At 47.7% G+C, this 21546-nt stretch carries 13 protein-coding genes; 2 read left to right on the top strand and 11 right to left on the bottom strand.

The window, feature by feature from the left end:
• Window positions 1–138: 138 nt before the first annotated feature.
• Window positions 139–852 carry a sortase-associated OmpA-like protein PdsO gene (gene pdsO / locus FBQ74_RS01965; RefSeq protein ID WP_139755076.1) on the bottom strand — a complete coding sequence of 238 codons (714 nt, stop codon included), beginning with the start codon at window positions 850–852 and terminating at the stop codon, window positions 139–141.
• Between the two features lie 266 nt (window positions 853–1118).
• Here pdsO and pdsR point away from each other — a divergent pair, with 266 nt between their 5' ends.
• On the top strand, window positions 1119–1808 hold the full coding sequence (pdsR, locus tag FBQ74_RS01960; protein ID WP_139755075.1) for a proteobacterial dedicated sortase system response regulator: 690 nt from the start codon (window positions 1119–1121) through the stop codon (window positions 1806–1808).
• Window positions 1809–1817: 9 nt separating this feature from the next.
• The gene (gene pdsS / locus FBQ74_RS01955; RefSeq protein ID WP_139755074.1) at window positions 1818–3992 is read left to right on the top strand and encodes a proteobacterial dedicated sortase system histidine kinase; all 2175 of its coding nucleotides are present in this window, start codon (window positions 1818–1820) and stop codon (window positions 3990–3992) included.
• Here the strand turns inward: pdsS and FBQ74_RS01950 are convergent.
• The 10 genes from FBQ74_RS01950 to rpoC form a co-directional block, all read right to left on the bottom strand.
• Complete coding sequence (locus FBQ74_RS01950; protein ID WP_139755073.1) at window positions 3979–5058, bottom strand: CNNM domain-containing protein; 1080 nt, start codon at window positions 5056–5058, stop codon at window positions 3979–3981. The two genes, pdsS and FBQ74_RS01950, sit on opposite strands and share 14 nt — an antisense overlap.
• 194 nt (window positions 5059–5252) lie before the next feature.
• Window positions 5253–6929, bottom strand: coding sequence for a carbon starvation CstA family protein (locus tag FBQ74_RS01945; RefSeq protein WP_139755072.1), 1677 nt, complete (start codon window positions 6927–6929; stop codon window positions 5253–5255).
• A gap of 240 nt (window positions 6930–7169) precedes the next feature.
• Window positions 7170–9683 carry a DUF2339 domain-containing protein gene (locus tag FBQ74_RS01940; protein WP_168190590.1) on the bottom strand — a complete coding sequence of 838 codons (2514 nt, stop codon included), beginning with the start codon at window positions 9681–9683 and terminating at the stop codon, window positions 7170–7172.
• 90 nt (window positions 9684–9773) lie between these two features.
• The gene (locus tag FBQ74_RS01935) at window positions 9774–11042 is read right to left on the bottom strand and encodes a serine hydrolase domain-containing protein (protein WP_232371959.1); all 1269 of its coding nucleotides are present in this window, start codon (window positions 11040–11042) and stop codon (window positions 9774–9776) included.
• Window positions 11043–11920: 878 nt separating this feature from the next.
• Window positions 11921–12151 carry a hypothetical protein gene (locus FBQ74_RS01930; protein ID WP_139755070.1) on the bottom strand — a complete coding sequence of 77 codons (231 nt, stop codon included), beginning with the start codon at window positions 12149–12151 and terminating at the stop codon, window positions 11921–11923.
• Window positions 12152–12767: 616 nt separating this feature from the next.
• A complete protein-coding gene (gene tuf / locus FBQ74_RS01925; RefSeq protein WP_139755069.1) occupies window positions 12768–13952 on the bottom strand; it encodes an elongation factor Tu in 1185 nt (394 codons plus the stop codon).
• A gap of 60 nt (window positions 13953–14012) precedes the next feature.
• A complete protein-coding gene (fusA, locus tag FBQ74_RS01920; protein WP_139755068.1) occupies window positions 14013–16115 on the bottom strand; it encodes an elongation factor G in 2103 nt (700 codons plus the stop codon).
• Window positions 16116–16152: 37 nt separating this feature from the next.
• A complete protein-coding gene (gene rpsG, locus FBQ74_RS01915; protein WP_139755067.1) occupies window positions 16153–16623 on the bottom strand; it encodes a 30S ribosomal protein S7 in 471 nt (156 codons plus the stop codon).
• 75 nt (window positions 16624–16698) lie between these two features.
• Window positions 16699–17073, bottom strand: coding sequence for a 30S ribosomal protein S12 (rpsL, locus tag FBQ74_RS01910; protein WP_018984244.1), 375 nt, complete (start codon window positions 17071–17073; stop codon window positions 16699–16701).
• 286 nt (window positions 17074–17359) lie between these two features.
• On the bottom strand, window positions 17360–21541 hold the full coding sequence (gene rpoC, locus FBQ74_RS01905) for a DNA-directed RNA polymerase subunit beta' (protein ID WP_139755066.1): 4182 nt from the start codon (window positions 21539–21541) through the stop codon (window positions 17360–17362).
• Between the last annotated feature and the right edge of the window lie 5 nt (window positions 21542–21546).

Genomic DNA, 21546 nt, shown 5'->3' with positions numbered 1-21546 from the left:
AAAAGCGTATTTTCAAGACAAAATTTATCACAAACGGATAAATTGCAGCTTTTCGCGGTAGAGCAATACGGAGAGTGGGGGTTATGGTGACGGGGTAAAACCCGGCGCTATCGTTAAGCACCGGGCATATCGCAAAAGTTATTGCGCTGCAGTCAGGGCGTCCTGCTCACCGCGCAGGGTCATTACGACCTTTCTGTCGAAGAACAACATCTCGCGGCTCAGTGTATCATTGTCACGGTCCATCTCGCCCATCGCCGAGGTAAGTAACTGCTTACTGTCAACCCCCTTTTCTATCAAATAGGCCTTAACGCTATTTGCCCGCTGATTAGACAACGCCAGGTTGAACGTCTCATCGCCGCGGCGATCTGCATAACCGGTCAACTCCAGAAATAAGTCAGGGTGCTCCTCGAGGACCTTTGCAATTCGGTTCAGTTGCGCCTTGTAAGCGACTTCCAATTCATCAGAGCCTGTCTTGAACTGGATTGCACTTTGGATATTCTGCCAGACTCGCTGTTTATTTTGCATTTTCTCGATACTGGCGTCTGCACTGAGTAAAGCCTGCTCGGAGAACGTTAAGTCCAACTGGGTTTTGGCCAATGTTTGCTGCGTGTCTTCAAGCGCGTCGGTCTTAACAATGTTATCTCCCATTACCGCTCCGAACATGCCTGCAGCCGCTGCCCCAATTGGCCCGCCAATGATAGCCCCGACAAGCACGCCAGTACCCAGCCCGATACCAACAGCTTTATCCTGTCGCGCTTTAAGTGTTTCCTGAGTGTGGTTTTCTGTTGAGGCGTGGGCGGTGCCGCTTAGTGCTAAAATCAATAAAACCGAATGTGCGATACGTGTTCTCATTGTCTTTTCCTTCTTAGGTGTGTTCGACAGACACAAGTAAACCAACGCACTCAGGCAAACTTCGGAATCAAAAATGGCTAACCAGTGAAAAAGTATGATGAAAAGCGTCACCCGAAGCACAATTGTTTGGGCTAGCGTCGATAATTAGTGCAAATGTGTCACAATTGTGGCCGTCATATGGTTTTTTTGCCGTAGTTGCAATGCACCTGAATTTGTTGTGTATAGTAGCCTCCGGTTTGTAAGAATTTATTGAATTGGAAAGTGTTATGCCACGCACTATTGCTTTGGTAGAAGACGATGCAGTTATCCGCGATAATTATAAATTAGCTTTGGAAGCCCAGGGTTACCAGGTCAATGCGTACCGGGATCGCCCTTGCGCATCGCAGGCATTTAACGAGAAGCTGCCCGATTTGGCAATTATCGACATTGGCCTCAATGATGAAACAGAAGGTGGTTTCATGCTGTGCCAACAGCTTCGGCAGCTTTCAGGCTCACTACCCATCATCTTTTTTACCGCCCGGGATAATGATGTCGATACAATCAGTGGGTTGCGTATGGGCGCGGATGATTACCTGACCAAAGATATCAGTATGGCGCATTTACTGGCGCGGATAGCAGCGCTATTTCGCCGTACTGATTTACTGTCCACACCCAAGGTTCAGTCTGATCAGTATCGCCTGGGTCACTTGCTTGTAGATGCCAGTCGAATGACAGTCACGTGGAAGCAGCAACCAGTAGCCCTGACGGTGACAGAATTCTGGATGCTGCACGCTTTGATTCGACACCCCGGCCATGTAAAAAGCCGTCAACAGCTGATGGACGAGTCCCGAATGGTCGTGGACGACACAACGATTACTTCACACATAAAACGCATCAGAAAAAAATTCATGCAGATAGACGATACCTTTGACCATATCGATACGGTCTACGGTATGGGATATCGGTGGCAGGAATAGTGAAGGGCTGTGCGTATTCGCTTCTCCATTCGATTACAGTTACTGATTGTTTCGCTGCTGCTGTTAGCTATCCCCTGGCTGGGATATAAATATGTGTGGGAGCTGGAACAGTATCTTCGTGCCGGACAGGAGCAAACGCTGCTGGGGACGGCACGGGCTGTGGCTACCGCACTGCATGAGCGACCAGCGCTTTTTGACAGTCAGTCTGCCTATCTGAAAAACGTCAGGCCGGGTACCGACCTTTACGCACCGCCGATTGCCGGCCCTGTCCGCCTGGATGGTGCGCTGGGCGACTGGCAAAGTGTGGCGCATCTCGCCCGCCAATATGGTGAATCACAAATTGTCACCCGCTTTGGTCAGGCGCCACCGTTTGTACCCGTGTCTATGGCGTTCTCTCATATGGTGGCCAGACATGGAAATTACCTTTACGCCCAGTTTGATGTTACCGATGATGCGGTTATCTGGCGCGGAGAAAACAGCCTCTCAGTTGACCGGAGTGATCACTTACTTATCGGATTAACCAATGAGAGCGGGGAACTACAGCGATATATTATTGCCCCCTACAAATCAGGTTGGGTCAATGCTTACCATCTGCCGGACGATGCCGAGAGTTACCGGGCGCAAAGTTCCGCACTTCGAATTCAGGGCAACTGGCAACAAACAGAGAACGGCTATAGCATTGAACTGCGCTTTCCCTTGTCGATGACATCCGGATCTCTGGCCTTTGCACTGGTAGATGTGGATGACCCGAAATTGCGCACTAAAAAGTACGCCATAGGCACTGCCAACCCAAACGAAGTGAGCGCTCTGGGGACGGTTGTCACGCCCTCTCCCGAAATCGAACGCATTCTGGCTGGACTGGAGTATGCCGATTCGCGGGTGTGGGTCGTTGATAAGCATAAGCGGGTTTTAGCCCGCGCGGGTAATATTCAGTCGTCCAGCGGACTTAATGTGCCAGGCACCACTAAAGACGATTCATGGTGGCGATACGTTGAACAGCAGTGGCTGGTGCCACTTTATTACCGCATACTCACCCGCCCGCCTGCAGACTTCGTCGACGAGCTTGAAAATGCGTATGCGCTTGCTGGCCAGGATATCAATGGTGCGTTAGCTGGCGAATCTGAAACTCTCTGGCGTCTTACCCCTGACAACAAAGCGGTAATATTATCGGCCGCCTACCCTATTTTTATCAATAAGCAGGTCATGGGCGCCGTGGTGGTAGAGCAAACTACTAACGGGATACGAACGCTGCGAAATCAGGCACTCGAAGAGCTGTTTAACGTCATACTGGCAGTAATGCTTTTAGGTATCACGGCCCTGGCTTTATTTGCTAATCGCCTATCCGGCAGGGTTAGAAAGCTGCGCGATGATACTGAGTCGGTGATTGATGACAACGGTAAAATCGTCGGGCAACTTCCCGCGGCGCGACGCTTCGATGAAATAGGCGATCTTCATCATGCGTTTGCCGATGTACTGGGTCGCCTCCAGCAATATAATTCTTATCTTGAGAATATGGCCTCACGATTATCTCACGAGCTGCGCACACCGGTTGCGGTAGTGCGATCTTCGCTGGATATGCTCGAGCACGCATCGGATAAAGATCAGCAGCAAGTATTTACTGCAAGGGCGCAGTCAGGGTTGGCGCGGCTGAGCAATATACTGAATAGTATGAGTGAAGCAACCCGGCTGGAGCATGCCATCGCTCAGGATTCCAAAGAAGACTATCCGATAATTGAAGTAATTAAAGGATGTGTGGAAAGTTACCGGCATACCTACCCCGAACGCAGGCTTTCACTAACGCTTCCGCAGTCCGAAATGGTTGCAAACGGGTCGCCTGAGCTGTTTGCTCAGATGCTGGATAAAGTTATCACGAATGCTGTTGAGTTTAGTGCCCCCGACAGCACTATTGAAGTCAATGCCCATAAACAGGCAAAACAACTGGTGCTGACGGTAACTAATCAGGGCCCTGTACTGCCGCCTGACATGAAAAATCAGTTACTGCATTCTATGGTTTCAGTTCGGCAGGCTGCCACAACCACTGATGACGCGACACCGCACCTTGGTCTGGGCCTCTATATTGCCTCAATAATCTGTCAGTACCATAAAGGCAGTATAGATATTGCAGATAGCCCTGATAAAGACGGTGTTACCGTCACCGTATCCATCCCGGTCAGGATGGCTTGATATCCTCATCATCGTCGCTGCTGGCATGCTTCATCATCATACGCTGACGGCGTTTAGCCATCATATTGGCAAAACGGCGCATGCTGACTGTTGTGTCTTTCTCATCCACAATATCGATTCCCAGCAGGTTTTCGAGTAAGTCTTCCAATGTGACTATGCCTTCAAGGCCACCGTATTCATCAACCACCAGCAGTATATGAACCCGCTTTTGCAGAAACTGATCGAAAATACTGGGCAGCGGCATCGTGTTGAGCACCGTCACCATCGATATCGCATAGTTTTTCAGTGGCTTATCAACCTCGCCTTTAGCCTGTGCGACCAGCAGGTCTGAACGCATCACAAATCCGGCGATATTCTCAGAATCATCTTCTTCAAAAATCGGGATTCTGGAGTATTCTATTTTTGCATGCTGATTGAAAAACGCTTCTACGGTAAGCTCCTCGCTAACTGAGAACATGGCTGTACGATGCGTCATAGCATCTTTTACTTTTAGCTCGTGCATGCTTAGCAGGCTTTGCATCAATGCTGCCTCTTGCTGAGCCAGCTGCCCCTCCTGCCCTGATAACTCTGCCATCGCCTGTAGCTCGTTACGACTAAGCCCCCGCAGCGGGCTGTCCTCTTTAAAACCTTTAGTCAGTTTTTCAGACATCACCACAAACGGATACATTGCAATCGTAAGGTATTTCAGGAAAAAGGCGGTGGCTGGTGCCAGCGCACGCCAGTAAGTTGCGCCCACCGTTTTAGGAATAATTTCAGAAAAGATAAGTATCAGCAGTGTTAATACGGCCGATATTACGCCAAGGTACGCTTCGCCAAAAACCACCGCCGCCTGAGCGCCTGCACCGGCAGCTCCCATAGTATGGGCGATAGTATTTAAGCTTAAAATGGCCGATAGCGGCTTGTTAATATTCTCTGTCAGACTGCGCAGTAAACTACCACTGGGGCGTTCTTCTTTCTCCAGCACTGAAATATACGCTGAAGACACACTGAGAATGACGGCTTCAGCAATACTGCAAAGGAACGAAAAGCCTAGTGCAATAAACACATAGACAATAAGTAGAAACATCCGTGGATTCCGAAATTTAAGTTACATCAACGCCCATTATGGGCAAGTCAGCGAAAGTTACAAGCAAAGCAGACTGATTGTTCCCACAGACAAAAACACCGCCTTACGACGGTGTTTTTTGTTTAGAGTGGCATCGGGCTTTGTCACGCATTGCGGTAGATACGCCCGAAATGCGCGAACAGCACAACTAAACATTAGCCAGTTGTTGCTTCACCCTTTTTAAAGCGTGAAATAACTGACCAAGCTTCCAGCATTACCAGAACACTGACGATCAATACCACAGCATCTAAAAAGACCAGAAGGTAATTTTCAGCCAGATAGTATTCCTTAAGTTTAATTATGCCGGCAAAGAACGCCATTACCAGCACGAAAAACATGGGAATCAAAGTGTATCTGGCAGGCCGGCCCAACTTGATTAGCATTACGGAGATCACCAGCAGCGTGAGACTTGCCAGAATCTGATTGGTTGAACCAAACAGCGGCCAGATAATCATACCGCCACTACCTGAGGAGCCACCCGCACCGAAGGCCAGCAATAAGCAAGTTCCTACGGCCAGAAGTGTTGCAACAGCACCGTTCTTAAGTGCATTAAGGCTGTATATTTCGCCCCATTCCTGAATGATGTAGCGCTGTAATCTTACACCTGAGTCCATCGTGGTACCGGCGAAAAGAACGACCATCGTGGCAAGAATTGTTGATGAGAAGTCCACCGGCAATCCCCACCCTGAGGCGATAAGGTTTGCACCACCATTAATAAACGCTGATACACTGCCTGCACCAAGGTGACTGTATACTTCGTGCCACTCCTCGGGCGAAGCTGCCAGAGCAACACCTGAAACGGCGACGATAGTAATAAGTGCCAGGCTGCCCTCACCTACCGCGCCAAGATAACCGACAAAGCGGGCATCAGTTTCTTTATTTAGCTGCTTTGAACTTGTGCCCGATGCCACTATACCGTGGAAACCAGACACAGCGCCGCACGCGATAGTAACGAACAGTAAGGGAATAATGCTGGGTGTACTTTCAGCTGTCTGCGAATTAAACGCAGGCGCGGTAATATCAGGCATAGCAAAGAATACGGCGCCGTATAGCAAAAGCAGGCCGACAATCAGCTGCATACCATTAATAAAGTCGCGGGGTTGAAGCAGCATCCATACAGGCAGCAAAGATGCGATAGCTGCATAGATAAACAGAATGATAATCCAGTTAGCTGTATCTGCCAGTCCGAACATGGTTTCAGGCAACTCTATAGGAATGTAACTGCCGGCGTACACTGAAGCATAAAGCACAATAATACCGACAACACACATTGGTATCAGGCTGAAGTTTCGCTTCAGTAACTGACCGATAATCAGCGCTACCGCGATGGCCGTCCATGCCGGGAATACCGCATTGGGCTGATCCACAAACGAGTTTGCGATAACCACGCCAAATACAGCATTTACCATTAACAGGACCAGGAAGATAACGATCATAAACAATGAGCGGGTACGCTTACCGATAACCGATTCTGACAGCGCCCCCATCGATTTACCTTTATGGCGGGCACTTGCCCACAAAGCACCCATATCATGGACACCGGCAAAAAGGATGGTGCCGAATACCACCCAAAGTACAGCAGGAACCCACCCCCAGTAGACGGCAATAGCAGGTCCTACGATGGGTGCTGCGCCCGCTACAGATGTAAAGTGATGCCCCCAAAGCACAACTTTGTTGGTAGGAACAAAGTCCTTACCGTCGTTTAGTTCATGGGCGGGTGTGACGTTATTGTCGTCGAGCCTGAATATTTTGGTCGCTATGAATTTCGAGTAGAAAAACCACCCGATAATCATGCCGACAATACCCAGTAAGACTATGGTAATTGATTGCATAGTGTAGTCCTGGTAGCGCAGAGATGCGTTATGTTGTCATTGTTTATATATCGTTATTATCAATCGACCCGCAGGCGATAAAAGGTAAAACGGTGTGCAGGCAAGCAAGCTGCTACAACGTTAGATTATACGTTGCAGTCAGGTAAAACTTCGCCACCTTTACGACTAAAGTCTAAGGTTCTTTTGTTAACCTTTTTACTATCTGAACAATAAATCTGCAATACGCAAATCAGACCAGCACTAAACAACGACCTCCTTCGACTCAGCCGGCTGACTAAAACGCTGAAACAACCAGCCTAAAAGAACCAGGGAACCACCCAGCCCCAGGAATGAAACAGCCCGCCATAAGCCGGTGAGGTGACTCATATCGATTAAGAAGACTTTGCAGACGACGAGCAGCAGCATGCCAAAACCTGTCTTTTTAAGCCCCGGTAATTTCAGCCGTTGCGCCGTAAACAGTATTGCCGTAGCAAGTAATAACCAAACTACAGAGTAAGTATATAGCTCTGACTGTGAAAACCCGCGATGCAGGTAAAGAGAGTCATGTTGAAAAGCCGAGCGAATAAGTGCGTTTATCCAAAGAATGACAGATACGCCGCCGGTCACCAGCTGCACTGATTTAAACAATGGGACATGCCGCCAAAGATAACCCAGAGTGCAGAGCGCCAGCCCCGGTAGCCCCCACAGAATCGTCAGCCAGATTGCTACATACTCAGTACTGAACAATTGATGCTCGAAAAATGGATTTTCACCCACTGACAACTCTACATGGAACATCAGCACACCGGTTACCAATAATGCTGAAAAGGCGCTCAGCACCCTGGGCGCAGCTGAAAGACTGCTTCGCCACCGGTAAACTACAGCCAGGAGGCTCCAGTTACATGCCAAAAGCGCTGCTGTTTTATAGTTGATGGTGCTTACATGGGTTTCCCCCGTCAGCCACCATACAGAAAGGCTCGTGGTCATCAGCGCCACTATATGCAGTATGACACCGGCAAACCAACGTCTAACAACCAGTTCTGACGCGTACCAGTAACTAAATATCAATGGCATCAGCACAAGGGCATAGGTGGTTAAGGGAGAATAGTTTGATGTGGCATCTGATGAAAATAATGACCAGCCCCAAAGCAGCACAGTGAGTCTGGTAATAAGCACAAGTGCGACAAGTTTATATATCCATACAGGCACTGACATTCCTTGTCTGGCTGACTGGAAGATCAATAAGCCCATTTGCCAGGCAAGAAAAACTGAGAGCAAACTGCCAGACAGCTGCATTATGGCTATGGCCAGTAGACTAGTGTGCAGCGCCAGCGTAACGTACATTTGAGTCAATGAATGCGAGCACCGCAGCAGTGTAACGGCAGCAGTAAGACCATATACACTGAGTACTACTGTCCGACCACCAATCACTTCACCCGTATCCGCCTGCGCATCTGTTACCGTCACTAGCAACAGCGTGAGCATCGGTGCGCTAAGGGTGTATAGCATATGAAAAGCGCCATTGTCCCTGTGGTGTCTGCTCATTACTACGCCAAAGATGCTCAGTACCAGCGCTGAACTTTGGGTGAACAGCGTCAAAGGTGAGAATAGCGTGAGCTCACTGAACGTAGTTAGAGATACAACAACTATTGCTATGCCCGTCATCAAAAGTGCAGCCGGCGATAAAAGCATAAACTGGCGGGCCCTGATGGTAATCAGCAATAAAAGCACGGTGGTCATTGCACCTAAAGTGAATATTTCTGCGGCGCTATTGCTTAACCACATAGCAGTAGCGATAAAAGAAGAGGATAAAACAGCAGCTGCCAATCCCTGTTTGGACGGATACCACTTCACAGGGCTTTTGCGCGCACGCATCGACCACCCTGACACAGGCACAAGGCCATACAGATAAAGTAATACGCCTGCGTTTAATAGTGCAGCGGTTACATGAACGCTTTCTGCCGAGAGCAGTGCGCCAAATGATAACGCTATATGTATTCCCAGTGAGCTTAACGCCAGTGCTGGCAGTGTAACTCGCTGACTGATATAGGTTGCTGATGCAGTCACGACACTAAGATAACCAACCAGGTGCAACAGTGAGCTGTTTTGCGAGGGTATAAGCATTGGCACCAGGTATGCGCCGATTATCCCCACCACTGCAAGCAGCAGTCCGTAGCGCAGAGTCAGCCACGTCGCTAAGAGTGACAGTATCGCCAATAAAAGAAATGCTGCGGAGGCGCTGATCAGGGAGAACGCATTAAACGCCACCATTATAATGGAATAACAGCAGATGATACCGCCACAGGCGATAGCCGCGGGAATGTAAGGTGTGTGAATATTAAATTTAAGCCGGTACCGGGTCAGATATTCTGCAACTGCCACTAAACTTATACCGAACATACCACCTAAGAACAGCCGTATTGCCGGTGACAGAATGCCCGCTTCTATTGCGTAGAGTGCAAGAAAGACACCGCCCAGCGCCAACGTCACGCCACCCAGCCATAGCAATCCATTATGTTGCAACTGACGAATTAATGAATCATATATTACTGATGTCGTTCGCTTACGCGCCGCCCGTCGCGCGGGAGCTGGCGCCCTGGCGACATCAAGTTGTCGCTCATACTGCGATGATGGGAGCGCATCCTGATTGGCAGCACTCTCAGGCGAAACATTCTCAAGGTGATATAGGCGTGCTTCAAGCTTTCTTACCCGACTAACCAGATTAAATAGCAAAGCAAAGACAACAAGCCCTGCGACAATCAGAAAACCTTCCATGAATTCTATTCCCTGATACATATACAAATCAGATTATCACCAATAGACCGACAGCTCTAGCATGGTATACCTGCGAGCATAGGCGGGCGGTTATTTTTTTAAAAGATAATCTGCTAACGCCTCATACGCGGGTAGCGAAGTGGGATCAATGTAATGGTTTTTAGCGTGCGGAAAAGAAGCAAAGCGTACGATAACCATTTGAGCCACAGGGTCGATATAGAGTGTCTGCCCGTGAACTCCTCTGGCCGCATACGCGTTATTTTTGTTATGCAATAACCACCACATGCTACGATAGCTACCGCCCGCTAACGTCAGATATCCTGCTTTCGCAAATGCCGCTTTATCACCTCCTTGCTCTATACTGGCTATGGTAGCTGCCGGAATAATTTGTTTATTCTTATATTTGCCATCATCAAGAAGCAACTGCCCCAACCGCCCCAGGTCTCTTAGCCCGGCACTTAAGCCACCACCCGCAAATGGTGTACCTAGCCTATCAACAGTCATGTACGCATCCTGCTCCGCATCAATGTGCTGCCAAATTTTATCGCTCAGTAGACTGGCCACATCTTTTCCTGTTTTTCTGGCTATGACCCATCCAAGAACGTCTGTATTGACCGTACGATAGCCAAACGCTTTGCCATGTATTCCCTGTTTTTTGACTCCTTTCAAATAAGCAAAATAACCAACCGGTTGTCCGTCAGAAGGTGAGGCGAAGGGATCTGTGGCCACAGAGTATTGCCATATATCAGCCCCCGGGTCACTGTAGTCTTCATTAAAGTCCACGGCGGTTGTCATATCCATCACCTGACGAATAGTGGCATCGCCAAACCCACTATCTGCAAGTTCCGGGATGATAGATTTAACCAGTTGCCTATCATCTAGAGTACCCTCTGCAATCAATATTTCGGCAAGTAAGCCAATAAGTGATTTTGTCATAGACATTGCGGCATGCTTTCCGTCACGACGCATACAGCCAAAATATTGCTCGTAAACAATCACGCCTTTGTGAAGTACTAGGATACCGTCGGTATAGTTACGCGCTAAAGATTGCCGCCATGTTAGCTGCTCTTTGCTATCACCGGCGTTGAAGGTAATCTTATCGATGTCAGGAGCTAAACGCGATTGCCATAATCCGGGCCCAACAATCCCCCGACTCACCTGTTTCGTAGGCATGAGTTCACGTATATGACAAACGCTCCACCGGAGTTTTGGAAAGCTGAAGAAATTACTCTGCGGCTGTGTGATTAAACGCTCAGGTTCAGGAGGAAAGCCCTGCATCCACTGTAATTTTTCCGGATTGGATGCCTTAGCATCTGGCAGTTGCTCTGCACATAATGGTGTAAAAGAACCAAATACCATTAAGCACAGCATTAAGTTTAGTGTTTTGCATGCATCTGGAGGTTGAAAGCGCATCGATGGCTGGCTCAGGAATGTTAAACCATCTGTATACTATAGACAGCCATCCAAATAAATTCCCGGCCTTGGATACGGTTAGCATTGTCAGCCGTCTAATAGGATAAGAGAAGACATTGGCCTGAGTACCGGCGTTAAGTATCGCTATCGCTAATAAAAGAAGCCTGTCGTACGTTTAAGCTGATAAGGTTCTACCCAGATTTTACGGAAACATCCATAAAGAGGCATGTCAGGCCTGAAAGAAGTTTCTATGACGAAGAAAGTATTCTTAAGAGTTCATACGGGAAGCGTATGTTACTTGCGCAGCAGTCTGATGCAAATTGCAGTAAAATTTCATCTGTTATCACTATCATTTCTAACCTCCTGAGTCGCTGAAAGCGTGACAAACTGCAGCAGTAGATAAAGTAACTAGAGGCAGTGTCTCCTTTAGTAATGATTTTTGGGGACGTGGTGGGACGGGAACGCATTAACTAACACAGTGCGGTGCCAGAGATGAAGCCATAGCAGATATATCTGACTATGTTGATTGGCCCCATAACTCGAAAAGTACGACGTAAACTTGCTAATCAGTATAACAAATTTACGTCCTTAATAAACTGTCCTTAAAAACGAGATAGCCCCTATTTCGGGCTCATATCGCGAGCAACCAATATCCCCACCACACTAGCTATCGGCAGCAAACCCCAGACAAAATGAGCTTCTATAGCGTAATCAGCTGTTACCGCTGGATAAATCATCAATCCGCCGGTTGCACTCAGACCCAGTATCACTAACCTTCCAAGGCTGCACATAAAAAGCGTTTTCTTTGCAGTCATCAAGTGTGCTTAATGTTTTTTATGAGCCACATCATAGAGCCATCCGACCAAACGACGACCTAGATCAACCAAATCAATAGCGGTACCAAAAGAATGGCCCGCATAGCCACACCCTACCAAAATGCTACCAGCTCCAGCGACCCCCGCCTCACCTACAAAGCCGCCCATAGCAACTGCTTCTCCAATTGATATAGAACGGCCAGTAACTTCATGAACCTCTGAAATATTTAGTATGTCCATTTTAGCGTTTTCTCTAGAATAAATAACCGAACAAATAAAAGCACCGTAGAGATATTTAAGTACAAATATCTCTACGGTGGTTGAATGCTACTAGCATAGTCTGGTTAGCAGTACTGGTCTTAATATCTGAATTTACATGTTAGGTCATGCTCAACATCTAGCTTTATTGAGGCGGTTATCGAATATTTAAATCTGTGAGTGTTAGGCTGTTTACAAAAAATCACAATGCTATTTAGGACGGGTCAGTAAAAAGAAAAAAGTCCGCGGGCGCGACCTTTTTTCGAGTGACCAGATGTCAGCTAAGATTATTCAAAAATCTTCGATACGACCGACATGGATGTCGAAAGTGCAGAAAATGCAGGAGCAATTTTCTGTCAACACCAGCACCTACTGTACAATAACATGACTACGGGCTTCCTACCCTGCGCCCTTAAAGCCATCCCTTGCCAGTTGTTAACTAGGTTTGTGTAGCAGCTCGCGTTTCGGGTGAGTCCCATGTACTGTGCCAATAAGTTGTTCCAGACAAATTTGTCACGGAAATCTGTTCAGGTGGTCGGGTAAAACAAAAAAGGCCGCTTACGCGACCTTTTTTCAAGTGACCAGATGTCAGCTAAGATTATTCAAAAATCTTCGCTACAACACCAGCACCTACTGTACGACCACCTTCACGGATTGCGAAGCGCAGACCTTCGTCCATCGCGATTGGTGCAATCAGTTCTACTACGAACTTCAGGTTGTCACCAGGCATAACCATTTCAACGCCTTCTGGAAGCTCTACAGCACCCGTTACGTCAGTTGTACGGAAGTAGAACTGTGGACGGTAGCCTTTGAAGAATGGCGTGTGACGGCCACCTTCGTCTTTGCTCAGTACGTATACTTCTGCTTCGAACTTCGTGTGAGGAGTGATTGACCCTGGCTTCGCCAGAACCTGACCACGCTCAACTTCGTCACGCTTAGTACCACGCAGAAGAACACCAACGTTCTCACCGGCACGGCCTTCGTCCAGAAGCTTACGGAACATCTCTACACCGGTACAAGTCGTCTTCGTAGTATCTTTCATACCTACGATTTCGATTTCTTCACCAACTTTGATGATACCTTGCTCTACACGACCTGTTACTACTGTACCACGGCCTGAGATTGAGAATACGTCTTCGATTGGAAGAATGAACGGCTTATCGATTGCACGCTCTGGCTCTGGAATGTATGAATCCAGTGCTTCGCCCAGCTCGATAATTTTCTTTTCCCACTCTTCGTCGCCTTCCAGCGCTTTCAGTGCAGAACCTTTGATTACCGGCAGGTCATCACCTGGGAATTCGTATTCGTTAAGAAGTTCACGAACTTCCATTTCTACCAGCTCAAGCAGCTCTTCGTCATCTACCATGTCACATTTGTTCATGAACACGATGATGTGAGGAATACCTACCTGACGACCCAGAAGGATGTGCTCACGAGTTTGTGGCATAGGACCATCTGTCGCAGCTACTACAAGAATACCGCCGTCCATCTGTGCGGCACCAGTGATCATGTTCTTAACGTAGTCAGCGTGTCCAGGACAGTCTACGTGCGCGTAGTGGCGAGTAGGCGTGTCATATTCAACGTGTGAAGTAGAGATGGTGATACCACGTGCTTTTTCTTCTGGCGCGTTATCGATCATATCGAATGCGCTTGCTGAACCACCGTAGGTCTTTGCAAGAACTGTAGTGATCGCTGCAGTCAGAGTGGTTTTACCGTGGTCAACGTGGCCGATTGTACCCACGTTTACATGGGGTTTCGTACGTTCAAACTTTTCTTTTGCCATTTTCCTCGTTTCCTAAGTTAAAAGCCCGACCGTAAGACCGGACCGAACCTTCATTTAGATTTAATTTCTAGCGTCGATAATTGCTTGTGCAACATTGCTAGGCGCTTCAGAATAATTGAAGAACTCCATGGAGTATGACGCACGACCTTGCGTTTGTGAACGCAGATCGGTGGCATACCCAAACATTTCAGAAAGCGGCACTTTCGCGCGTACAATTTTTACGCCCGCAACACCTTCGTCCATTCCTTCGATCATGCCCCGGCGACGATTCAGGTCACCTACAACATCACCCATCCAGTCTTCCGGAGTTGTGACTTCAACTTTCATTGTGGGTTCAAGCAACACCGGATTTGCTTCTGCGGCGCCCTTTTTGAAACCCATAGAGCCGGCGATCTTAAACGCCATTTCAGAAGAGTCAACATCATGATACGAACCATCAAACAGTGTGACCTTTACATCAAGCACTGGATAACCGGCTACGACACCATTTTGCATCTGCTCCTGAATACCCTTATCTACCGCAGGAATGTATTCCTTCGGCACGACTCCGCCAACAATTTTATTGACGAATTCATAGCCGGAACCTTCTTCCTGAGGCTCGATTTTCAGCCAGACGTGGCCAAACTGACCGCGACCGCCGGACTGACGAACGAATTTACCTTCAACTTCCACTGCCTTGCGTAATGTTTCACGATACGCAACTTGCGGCTTACCAACGTTACATTCAACTTTAAATTCGCGCTTCATGCGATCGACAATGATGTCCAGGTGAAGTTCACCCATACCAGAGATTATTGTCTGCCCGGTCTCATCATCGGTTTTGACCTGGAATGAAGGATCTTCTGCCGCCAGTTTACCCAGCGCAATGCCCATTTTTTCCTGGTCTGCCTGCGATTTTGGCTCAACGGCGATGGAGATAACCGGATCAGGGAATTCCATACGCTCAAGCGTGATCACATTATTTGGATCACACAACGTATCTCCGGTAGTAACGTCCTTCAAACCAATCGCAGCAGCGATATCACCAGCGCGAACTTCTTTTAACTCTTCACGGTCTTTTGAGTGCATTTGCACGATCCGACCAAAACGCTCTCGCTTGCTCTTCACAGGGTTAAACACAGTATCACCTGTTTTAACTACACCGGAGTAACAGCGGAAGAACGTTAACGTACCAACAAACGGGTCTGTGGCAATTTTGAATGCCAGTGCTGAGAACGGCTCGTCATCATCAGCACGACGCTTTTCTTCTGTTTCGTGCTTATCATCCAGAATACCCGTGATAGGTTTTACTTCTGTCGGTGATGGCAGAAACTCTATAACCGCATCCAATACAGCCTGAACACCTTTATTTTTAAAGGCACTACCACAGGTTGCCAGTACAATCTCATTATTCAGTGTGCGGGTACGCAGACCCAAACGGATATCATCTTCTGATAACTCACCTTCTTCAAGGTACTTGTCCATCAGTTCTTCAGACGCTTCCGCCGCCGCTTCAACCATTTCATTTCGGTATTGCTCGGCTTTTTCCATCAACTCCGCCGGAATTTCTTCGTAAGTAAAGGTCATACCTTTATCTTCCTGATTCCAGTTAATTGATTTCATTTTTATCAGATCGATAACGCCTTTAAATTCATCTTCGGATCCGATATTGAGCTGTATAGGTACACAATTTGCGCCTAAACGCTTGCGAATCTGACCAATTACACGCTCAAAATCAGCGCCGGCACGGTCCATCTTATTGACGAAAACCATGCGCGGCACTTCATATTTATCAGCCTGTCTCCAGACTGTTTCTGATTGAGGCTCTACGCCTGAAGACCCGCAAAATACCACTACGGCACCATCAAGCACACGTAACGAACGCTCTACCTCAATGGTAAAGTCAACGTGTCCGGGAGTGTCAATAATGTTGATTCGGTGCTGTTCGTGCTGCTGGTTCATACCAGCCCAAAAACAGGTGGTCGCCGCAGAGGTTATGGTAATACCACGCTCCTGCTCCTGCTCCATCCAGTCCATGGTGGCTGCGCCATCATGAACTTCACCAATTTTATGTGAAAGGCCTGTATAAAACAGTACCCGCTCAGTAGTTGTGGTTTTACCCGCATCTACGTGAGCCACAATACCAATATTACGATAACGCTCAATTGGGGTCTTACGAGGCATACGTCTCTCTCAGTTAATCGCTAAAGGTTTAGCGAAATTACCAACGATAGTGAGCGAACGCTTTGTTCGCTTCGGCCATACGGTGTACGTCTTCACGCTTCTTAACCGCTGAACCTTTGTTGTCTGCTGCATCCAGCATTTCTGCTGCCAGGCGCTGTGCCATGGATTTCTCGCCACGTTTACGTGCCGCTTCTACCATCCAACGCATACCCAGTGCATTACGACGAACAGGACGAACTTCTACCGGAACCTGATAAGTTGAACCACCTACACGGCGTGATTTAACCTCTACAGTCGGGCGAATGTTATCCAGTGCATCTTCAAATACATCAAGGTGTGCCTTGCCGGTTTTCTCAGCAACAATATCAAGCGCACCGTAAACGATTCTTTCAGCGACAGATTTTTTGCCGTCGAGCATTACGACATTCATGAACTTAGCAAGCAGCTGTGAACCATATTTTGGTTCTGGTAGGATTTTACGTTGACCTACGACTCTTCTTCTTGGCATCTTCTTTTCTCCGTATGAATTCAGGGAATACCCAAAACTCGGTTACTACAGTTTGGCCTTACTAACGGAGAACCGTTATGACTTAGGCTTCTTCGCGCCGTACTTAGAACGGGCTTGTCTACGATCGTTAACACCAGCGCAATCAAGCGTACCGCGAACGGTGTGGTAACGAACACCTGGCAGATCTTTTACACGACCGCCACGAATTAGAACAACACTGTGCTCCTGTAGGTTGTGACCTTCACCACCGATGTATGAAGAAACTTCAAAACCGTTAGTTAAGCGTACACGACATACTTTACGCAGTGCAGAGTTTGGTTTCTTAGGCGTAGTAGTATATACACGTGTACATACACCACGTCTTTGTGGGCAAGCTTGCAATGCAGCTACGTTGCTTTTCTCAACGGGCTTTTTGCGAGGCTTACGCACTAACTGGTTAACTGTTGCCATTAACTAGCTCCTGATTAAAAAGTACAAAAACCCGAGATCGTTCCCGGGTCATTCTTTGCGGCTATTTTTCACGCCACTCCATCCTGTGCTCGTCAGAATATTGTCAGCTTTGAAATAAAAAATTCCGCGCCTGATTCCAGTTGTCTAAATGGACTAACCAAAAATCGGGTCGCGGAATTCTAATGATCAAAGCGTATACTGTCAAGCTGTACAAAGGTTAGCCATATAAATAAAGCTAGTTTTATCAGCTTGTGTATAGCAAAAGGGAGCTGTGCTCCCCTTTTAGTTACTCATCAGTAGATGATTCACCGCTTGTTTCTGCGTTCAGTGCTTCAGTTAACGCCTGTTCTGCTTCAGCAGCAGATACTGACATTTCTTCCAGCTGTTCCTGACGCTTCTGCATACGACGCTCATGATAAGCAAAACCAGTACCTGCAGGGATCAGACGACCAACAATTACGTTTTCTTTAAGACCACGTAAATCGTCTTCTTTACCCTGTACCGCAGCTTCAGTCAGAACGCGCGTTGTTTCCTGGAACGACGCCGCTGAAATGAACGACTCTGTAGACAGTGACGCTTTAGTTATACCCAGAAGCTGTGTTTCATACAGTGCCGGCATTTTGCCCTGACGCTCAAGTTCACGGTTAGCAATCTTAACGTTTGCTACCTCAACCTGTTCACCTTCAAGGAACTGGCTGTCGCCTGAAGCTGTAATAATACACTTACGCAGCATTTGTCGGATAACGACTTCAATGTGCTTATCGTTAATTTTTACACCCTGCAGTCGGTAAACTTCCTGAACTTCGTTCACGATGTAGTTCGATACAGCGCTGATACCACGTAGACGCAGGATATCATGCGGCGACTCAGGACCATCGGCGATAACTTCACCGCGTTCTACCTGTTCACCTTCAAACACGTTAAGTTGACGCCACTTCGGAATCATCTCTTCGTATTGGTCACCGGAATCTTTACGCGTGATAACCAGACGACGTTTACCTTTCGTCTCTTTACCAAAACCAACCATACCAGAATGTTCAGCAAGGATAGCAGGCTCTTTAGGCTTACGAGCTTCGAACAGGTCAGCAACTCGTGGCAGACCACCAGTGATATCCCGTGTTTTCGAACTTTCCTGAGGAATACGTGCCAGTACATCACCTGTCTGGGCAACCTTACCTTCAGACGCTTCAATGGTGGTAAAGCTTGGCAGACGAATTTCCTGCAGACCAATCTCGTCACTTTCAAGAATCAGCTTAGGCTCTTTTGCATTTACCTTCGCCAGATCTTTAACCACGATACGTGTAAGACCTGTCAGCTCATCCTGCTGCATTTCCGTGTTTGAGTCATCAATATCAGAGAAGCTGACTTTCGACGGACGCTCAACGATGATTGGGTGACTATGCGGGTCCCAGCTAGCAACGATATCGCCAGCATTAACCTCTGCACTTTCGTCCACAGACAATACCGCTCCGTAAGGCACTTTATAGCGCTCTTTCTCACGGCCGTGGGAGTCAGTAACAGTCAACTCGGTTGAACGTGATACAACAACAAGCTTTTCTTCAGTATTGCGAACTGTTTTAGCATTTTGCAGTTTAAGTGTACCGGCAGTCTTAACCTGTACGCTGTTTTCTGCTGATGCCCGCGATGCCGCACCACCAATGTGGAATGTACGCATCGTAAGCTGTGTACCTGGCTCACCGATAGACTGTGCGGCAATTACACCGACAGACTCACCTTTAGCAACCATGTGGCCACGCGCAAGGTCACGACCGTAACACTTAGCACATACACCAAAGTCATTATCACAGGTGATTACAGAGCGTACCTGAATCTGGTCCACAGAATTCTGTTCAAGCATATCTACCAATGCTTCATCCAGAAGCACATTACGCTCAACCAGCACTTCGTCTGTACCCGGCTTGTAAACATCTTCTGCTACAACACGACCCAGTACCCGTTCACGAAGTGGTTCTACAACATCACCACCTTCGATAAGCGGAGACATCTTAACGCCTTCGAATGTGCCACAGTCATCATTGGTAATAACCAAATCTTGCGCCACATCTACCAGACGACGTGTCAGATAACCTGAGTTAGCTGTTTTCAGTGCGGTATCGGCAAGACCTTTACGCGCACCGTGCGTCGAGATGAAGTACTGCAATACGTTCAGACCTTCACGGAAGTTAGCCGTGATGGGTGTTTCGATGATTGAACCGTCTGGTTTCGCCATCAGACCACGCATACCCGCCAACTGACGAATCTGAGCGGCACTACCACGAGCGCCCGAGTCGGCCATCATATAAACAGAGTTAAATGACTGTTGCTCTTCCTCTTCGCCTTCAGCGTTAACTACGATGTCAGACTTAAGGTTATCCATCATGGCCTTGGCAACTTTTTCGTTGGCATTTGACCAGATATCAATAACTTTATTATAACGCTCACCAGCAGTGACAAGACCGTTCTGGAACTGTTCCTGGATCTCGATAACCTCTGCTTCAGCGTCGTCGATGATCTCTTTCTTCGCTGCCGGGATGACCATGTCATCAATACCAACAGAGGCACCGGCGATCATTGCGTAATGGAAGCCGCTGTACATGATTTGATCAGCTGCGATAACAGTATCTTTCAAACCCAGTGTACGGTAGCAAGCGTTAAGCAAACGCGAGATTTGCTTTTTACCCATGGCCTGATTGATCAGGTCAAATGGTAAGCCTTTAGGCAAAATCAGAGAGAAAATTGCACGGCCAACCGTGGTGTCGGTCAGCGTTACACGCTCTGTTTTCGTGCCATCTTCGGCAACATCATACTCAGTAATACGTACTTTTACGCGAGCATGCAGCTCAGCTGCGTCAGTACGGTATGCTTTTTCTGCTTCGTTCGGGCTGGTAAATACCATGCCTTCACCTTTACCGTTCACCTTTTCGCGTGTCAGGTAATAAAGACCCAATACAACGTCCTGTGAAGGAACGATAATCGGCTCACCATTCGCAGGAGATAAGATGTTGTTGGTAGACATCATCAGCGCACGAGCTTCTAACTGGGCTTCCAGTGTCAGCGGTACGTGAACAGCCATTTGGTCACCATCGAAGTCAGCGTTATAGGCCGCACACACCAATGGGTGCAACTGAATTGCTTTACCTTCGATTAGGGTTGGTTCAAATGCCTGGATACCCAGTCTGTGCAGCGTAGGTGCACGGTTAAGCAGTACCGGGTGTTCACGAATAACTTCATCAAGAACATCCCATACTTCCGGCGCTTCACGCTCTACCAGTTTCTTGGCGGCTTTGATAGTTGTCGCCAAACCACGGCCTTCTAACTTGCCATAGATGAATGGCTTGAACAGTTCCAGAGCCATTTTCTTAGGCAGACCACACTGGTGCAGACGCAGTGTCGGACCAACAGTGATTACAGAACGACCAGAATAATCAACACGTTTACCTAGCAAGTTCTGACGGAAACGACCTTGCTTACCTTTAATCATATCGGCAAGCGATTTCAGAGGACGTTTGTTAGAACCGGTAATAGCACGACCACGACGACCGTTATCAAGTAGCGCATCTACCGCTTCCTGAAGCATACGCTTTTCGTTACGTACGATGATATCCGGCGCAGCCAGATCCAACAGACGCTTCAGTCGGTTATTACGGTTGATTACACGACGATACAGATCGTTCAGGTCAGAAGTCGCAAAACGACCACCGTCCAGTGGTACCAGAGGACGAAGATCCGGTGGCAGAACTGGCAGCACAGTCATGATCATCCACTCTGGCTTGTTGCCAGACTGTTGGAATGATTCAAGCAGCTTCAGACGCTTGGTAATTTTCTTACGCTTAGTTTCAGAGTTAATGCTAGGTAACTCTTCACGCATTGCAGCAACATCGGCGTCGACGTCCAGTACCTTAAGCAGGTCAAATACCGCTTCAGCACCCATCTTCGCGTCAAACTCGTCACCGTTTTCTTCAAGCGCGTCCAGATATTCTTCTTCGTTAAGTAACTGGCTACGCTCAAGCGTGGTAAGACCTGGCTCAGTGACAACGTAAGATTCGAAATACAATACGCGTTCAATATCACGCAATGTCATATCCAGCATCAAACCGATACGAGATGGCAGTGATTTAAGGAACCAGATGTGTGCAACCGGGCTGGCCAGTTCAATGTGACCCATACGCTCACGGCGTACTTTAGTTAATGTAACTTCAACGCCACATTTTTCACAAATAACACCACGATGCTTGAGACGCTTGTACTTACCGCACAAACATTCATAGTCTTTTACCGGACCAAAGATACGTGCACAGAACAGGCCGTCACGCTCTGGTTTAAAGGTACGGTAATTGATGGTTTCAGGCTTTTTAACCTCACCAAATGACCACGAACGGATCATCTCAGGTGAAGACAGGCCAATTCGAATATTATCGAATTCTTCTGTCTTGTTTTGTTGCTTTAGAAACTTTAATAAGTCTTTCACAATAC

Origin of the sequence: Salinimonas iocasae (assembly GCF_006228385.1) — a bacterium.
In the GTDB taxonomy this organism is placed as follows: domain Bacteria; phylum Pseudomonadota; class Gammaproteobacteria; order Enterobacterales; family Alteromonadaceae; genus Alteromonas; species Alteromonas iocasae.
The sequence above is the reverse complement of the archived record's forward strand: the minus strand, read 5'-3'. Positions and strand labels throughout refer to the sequence as shown.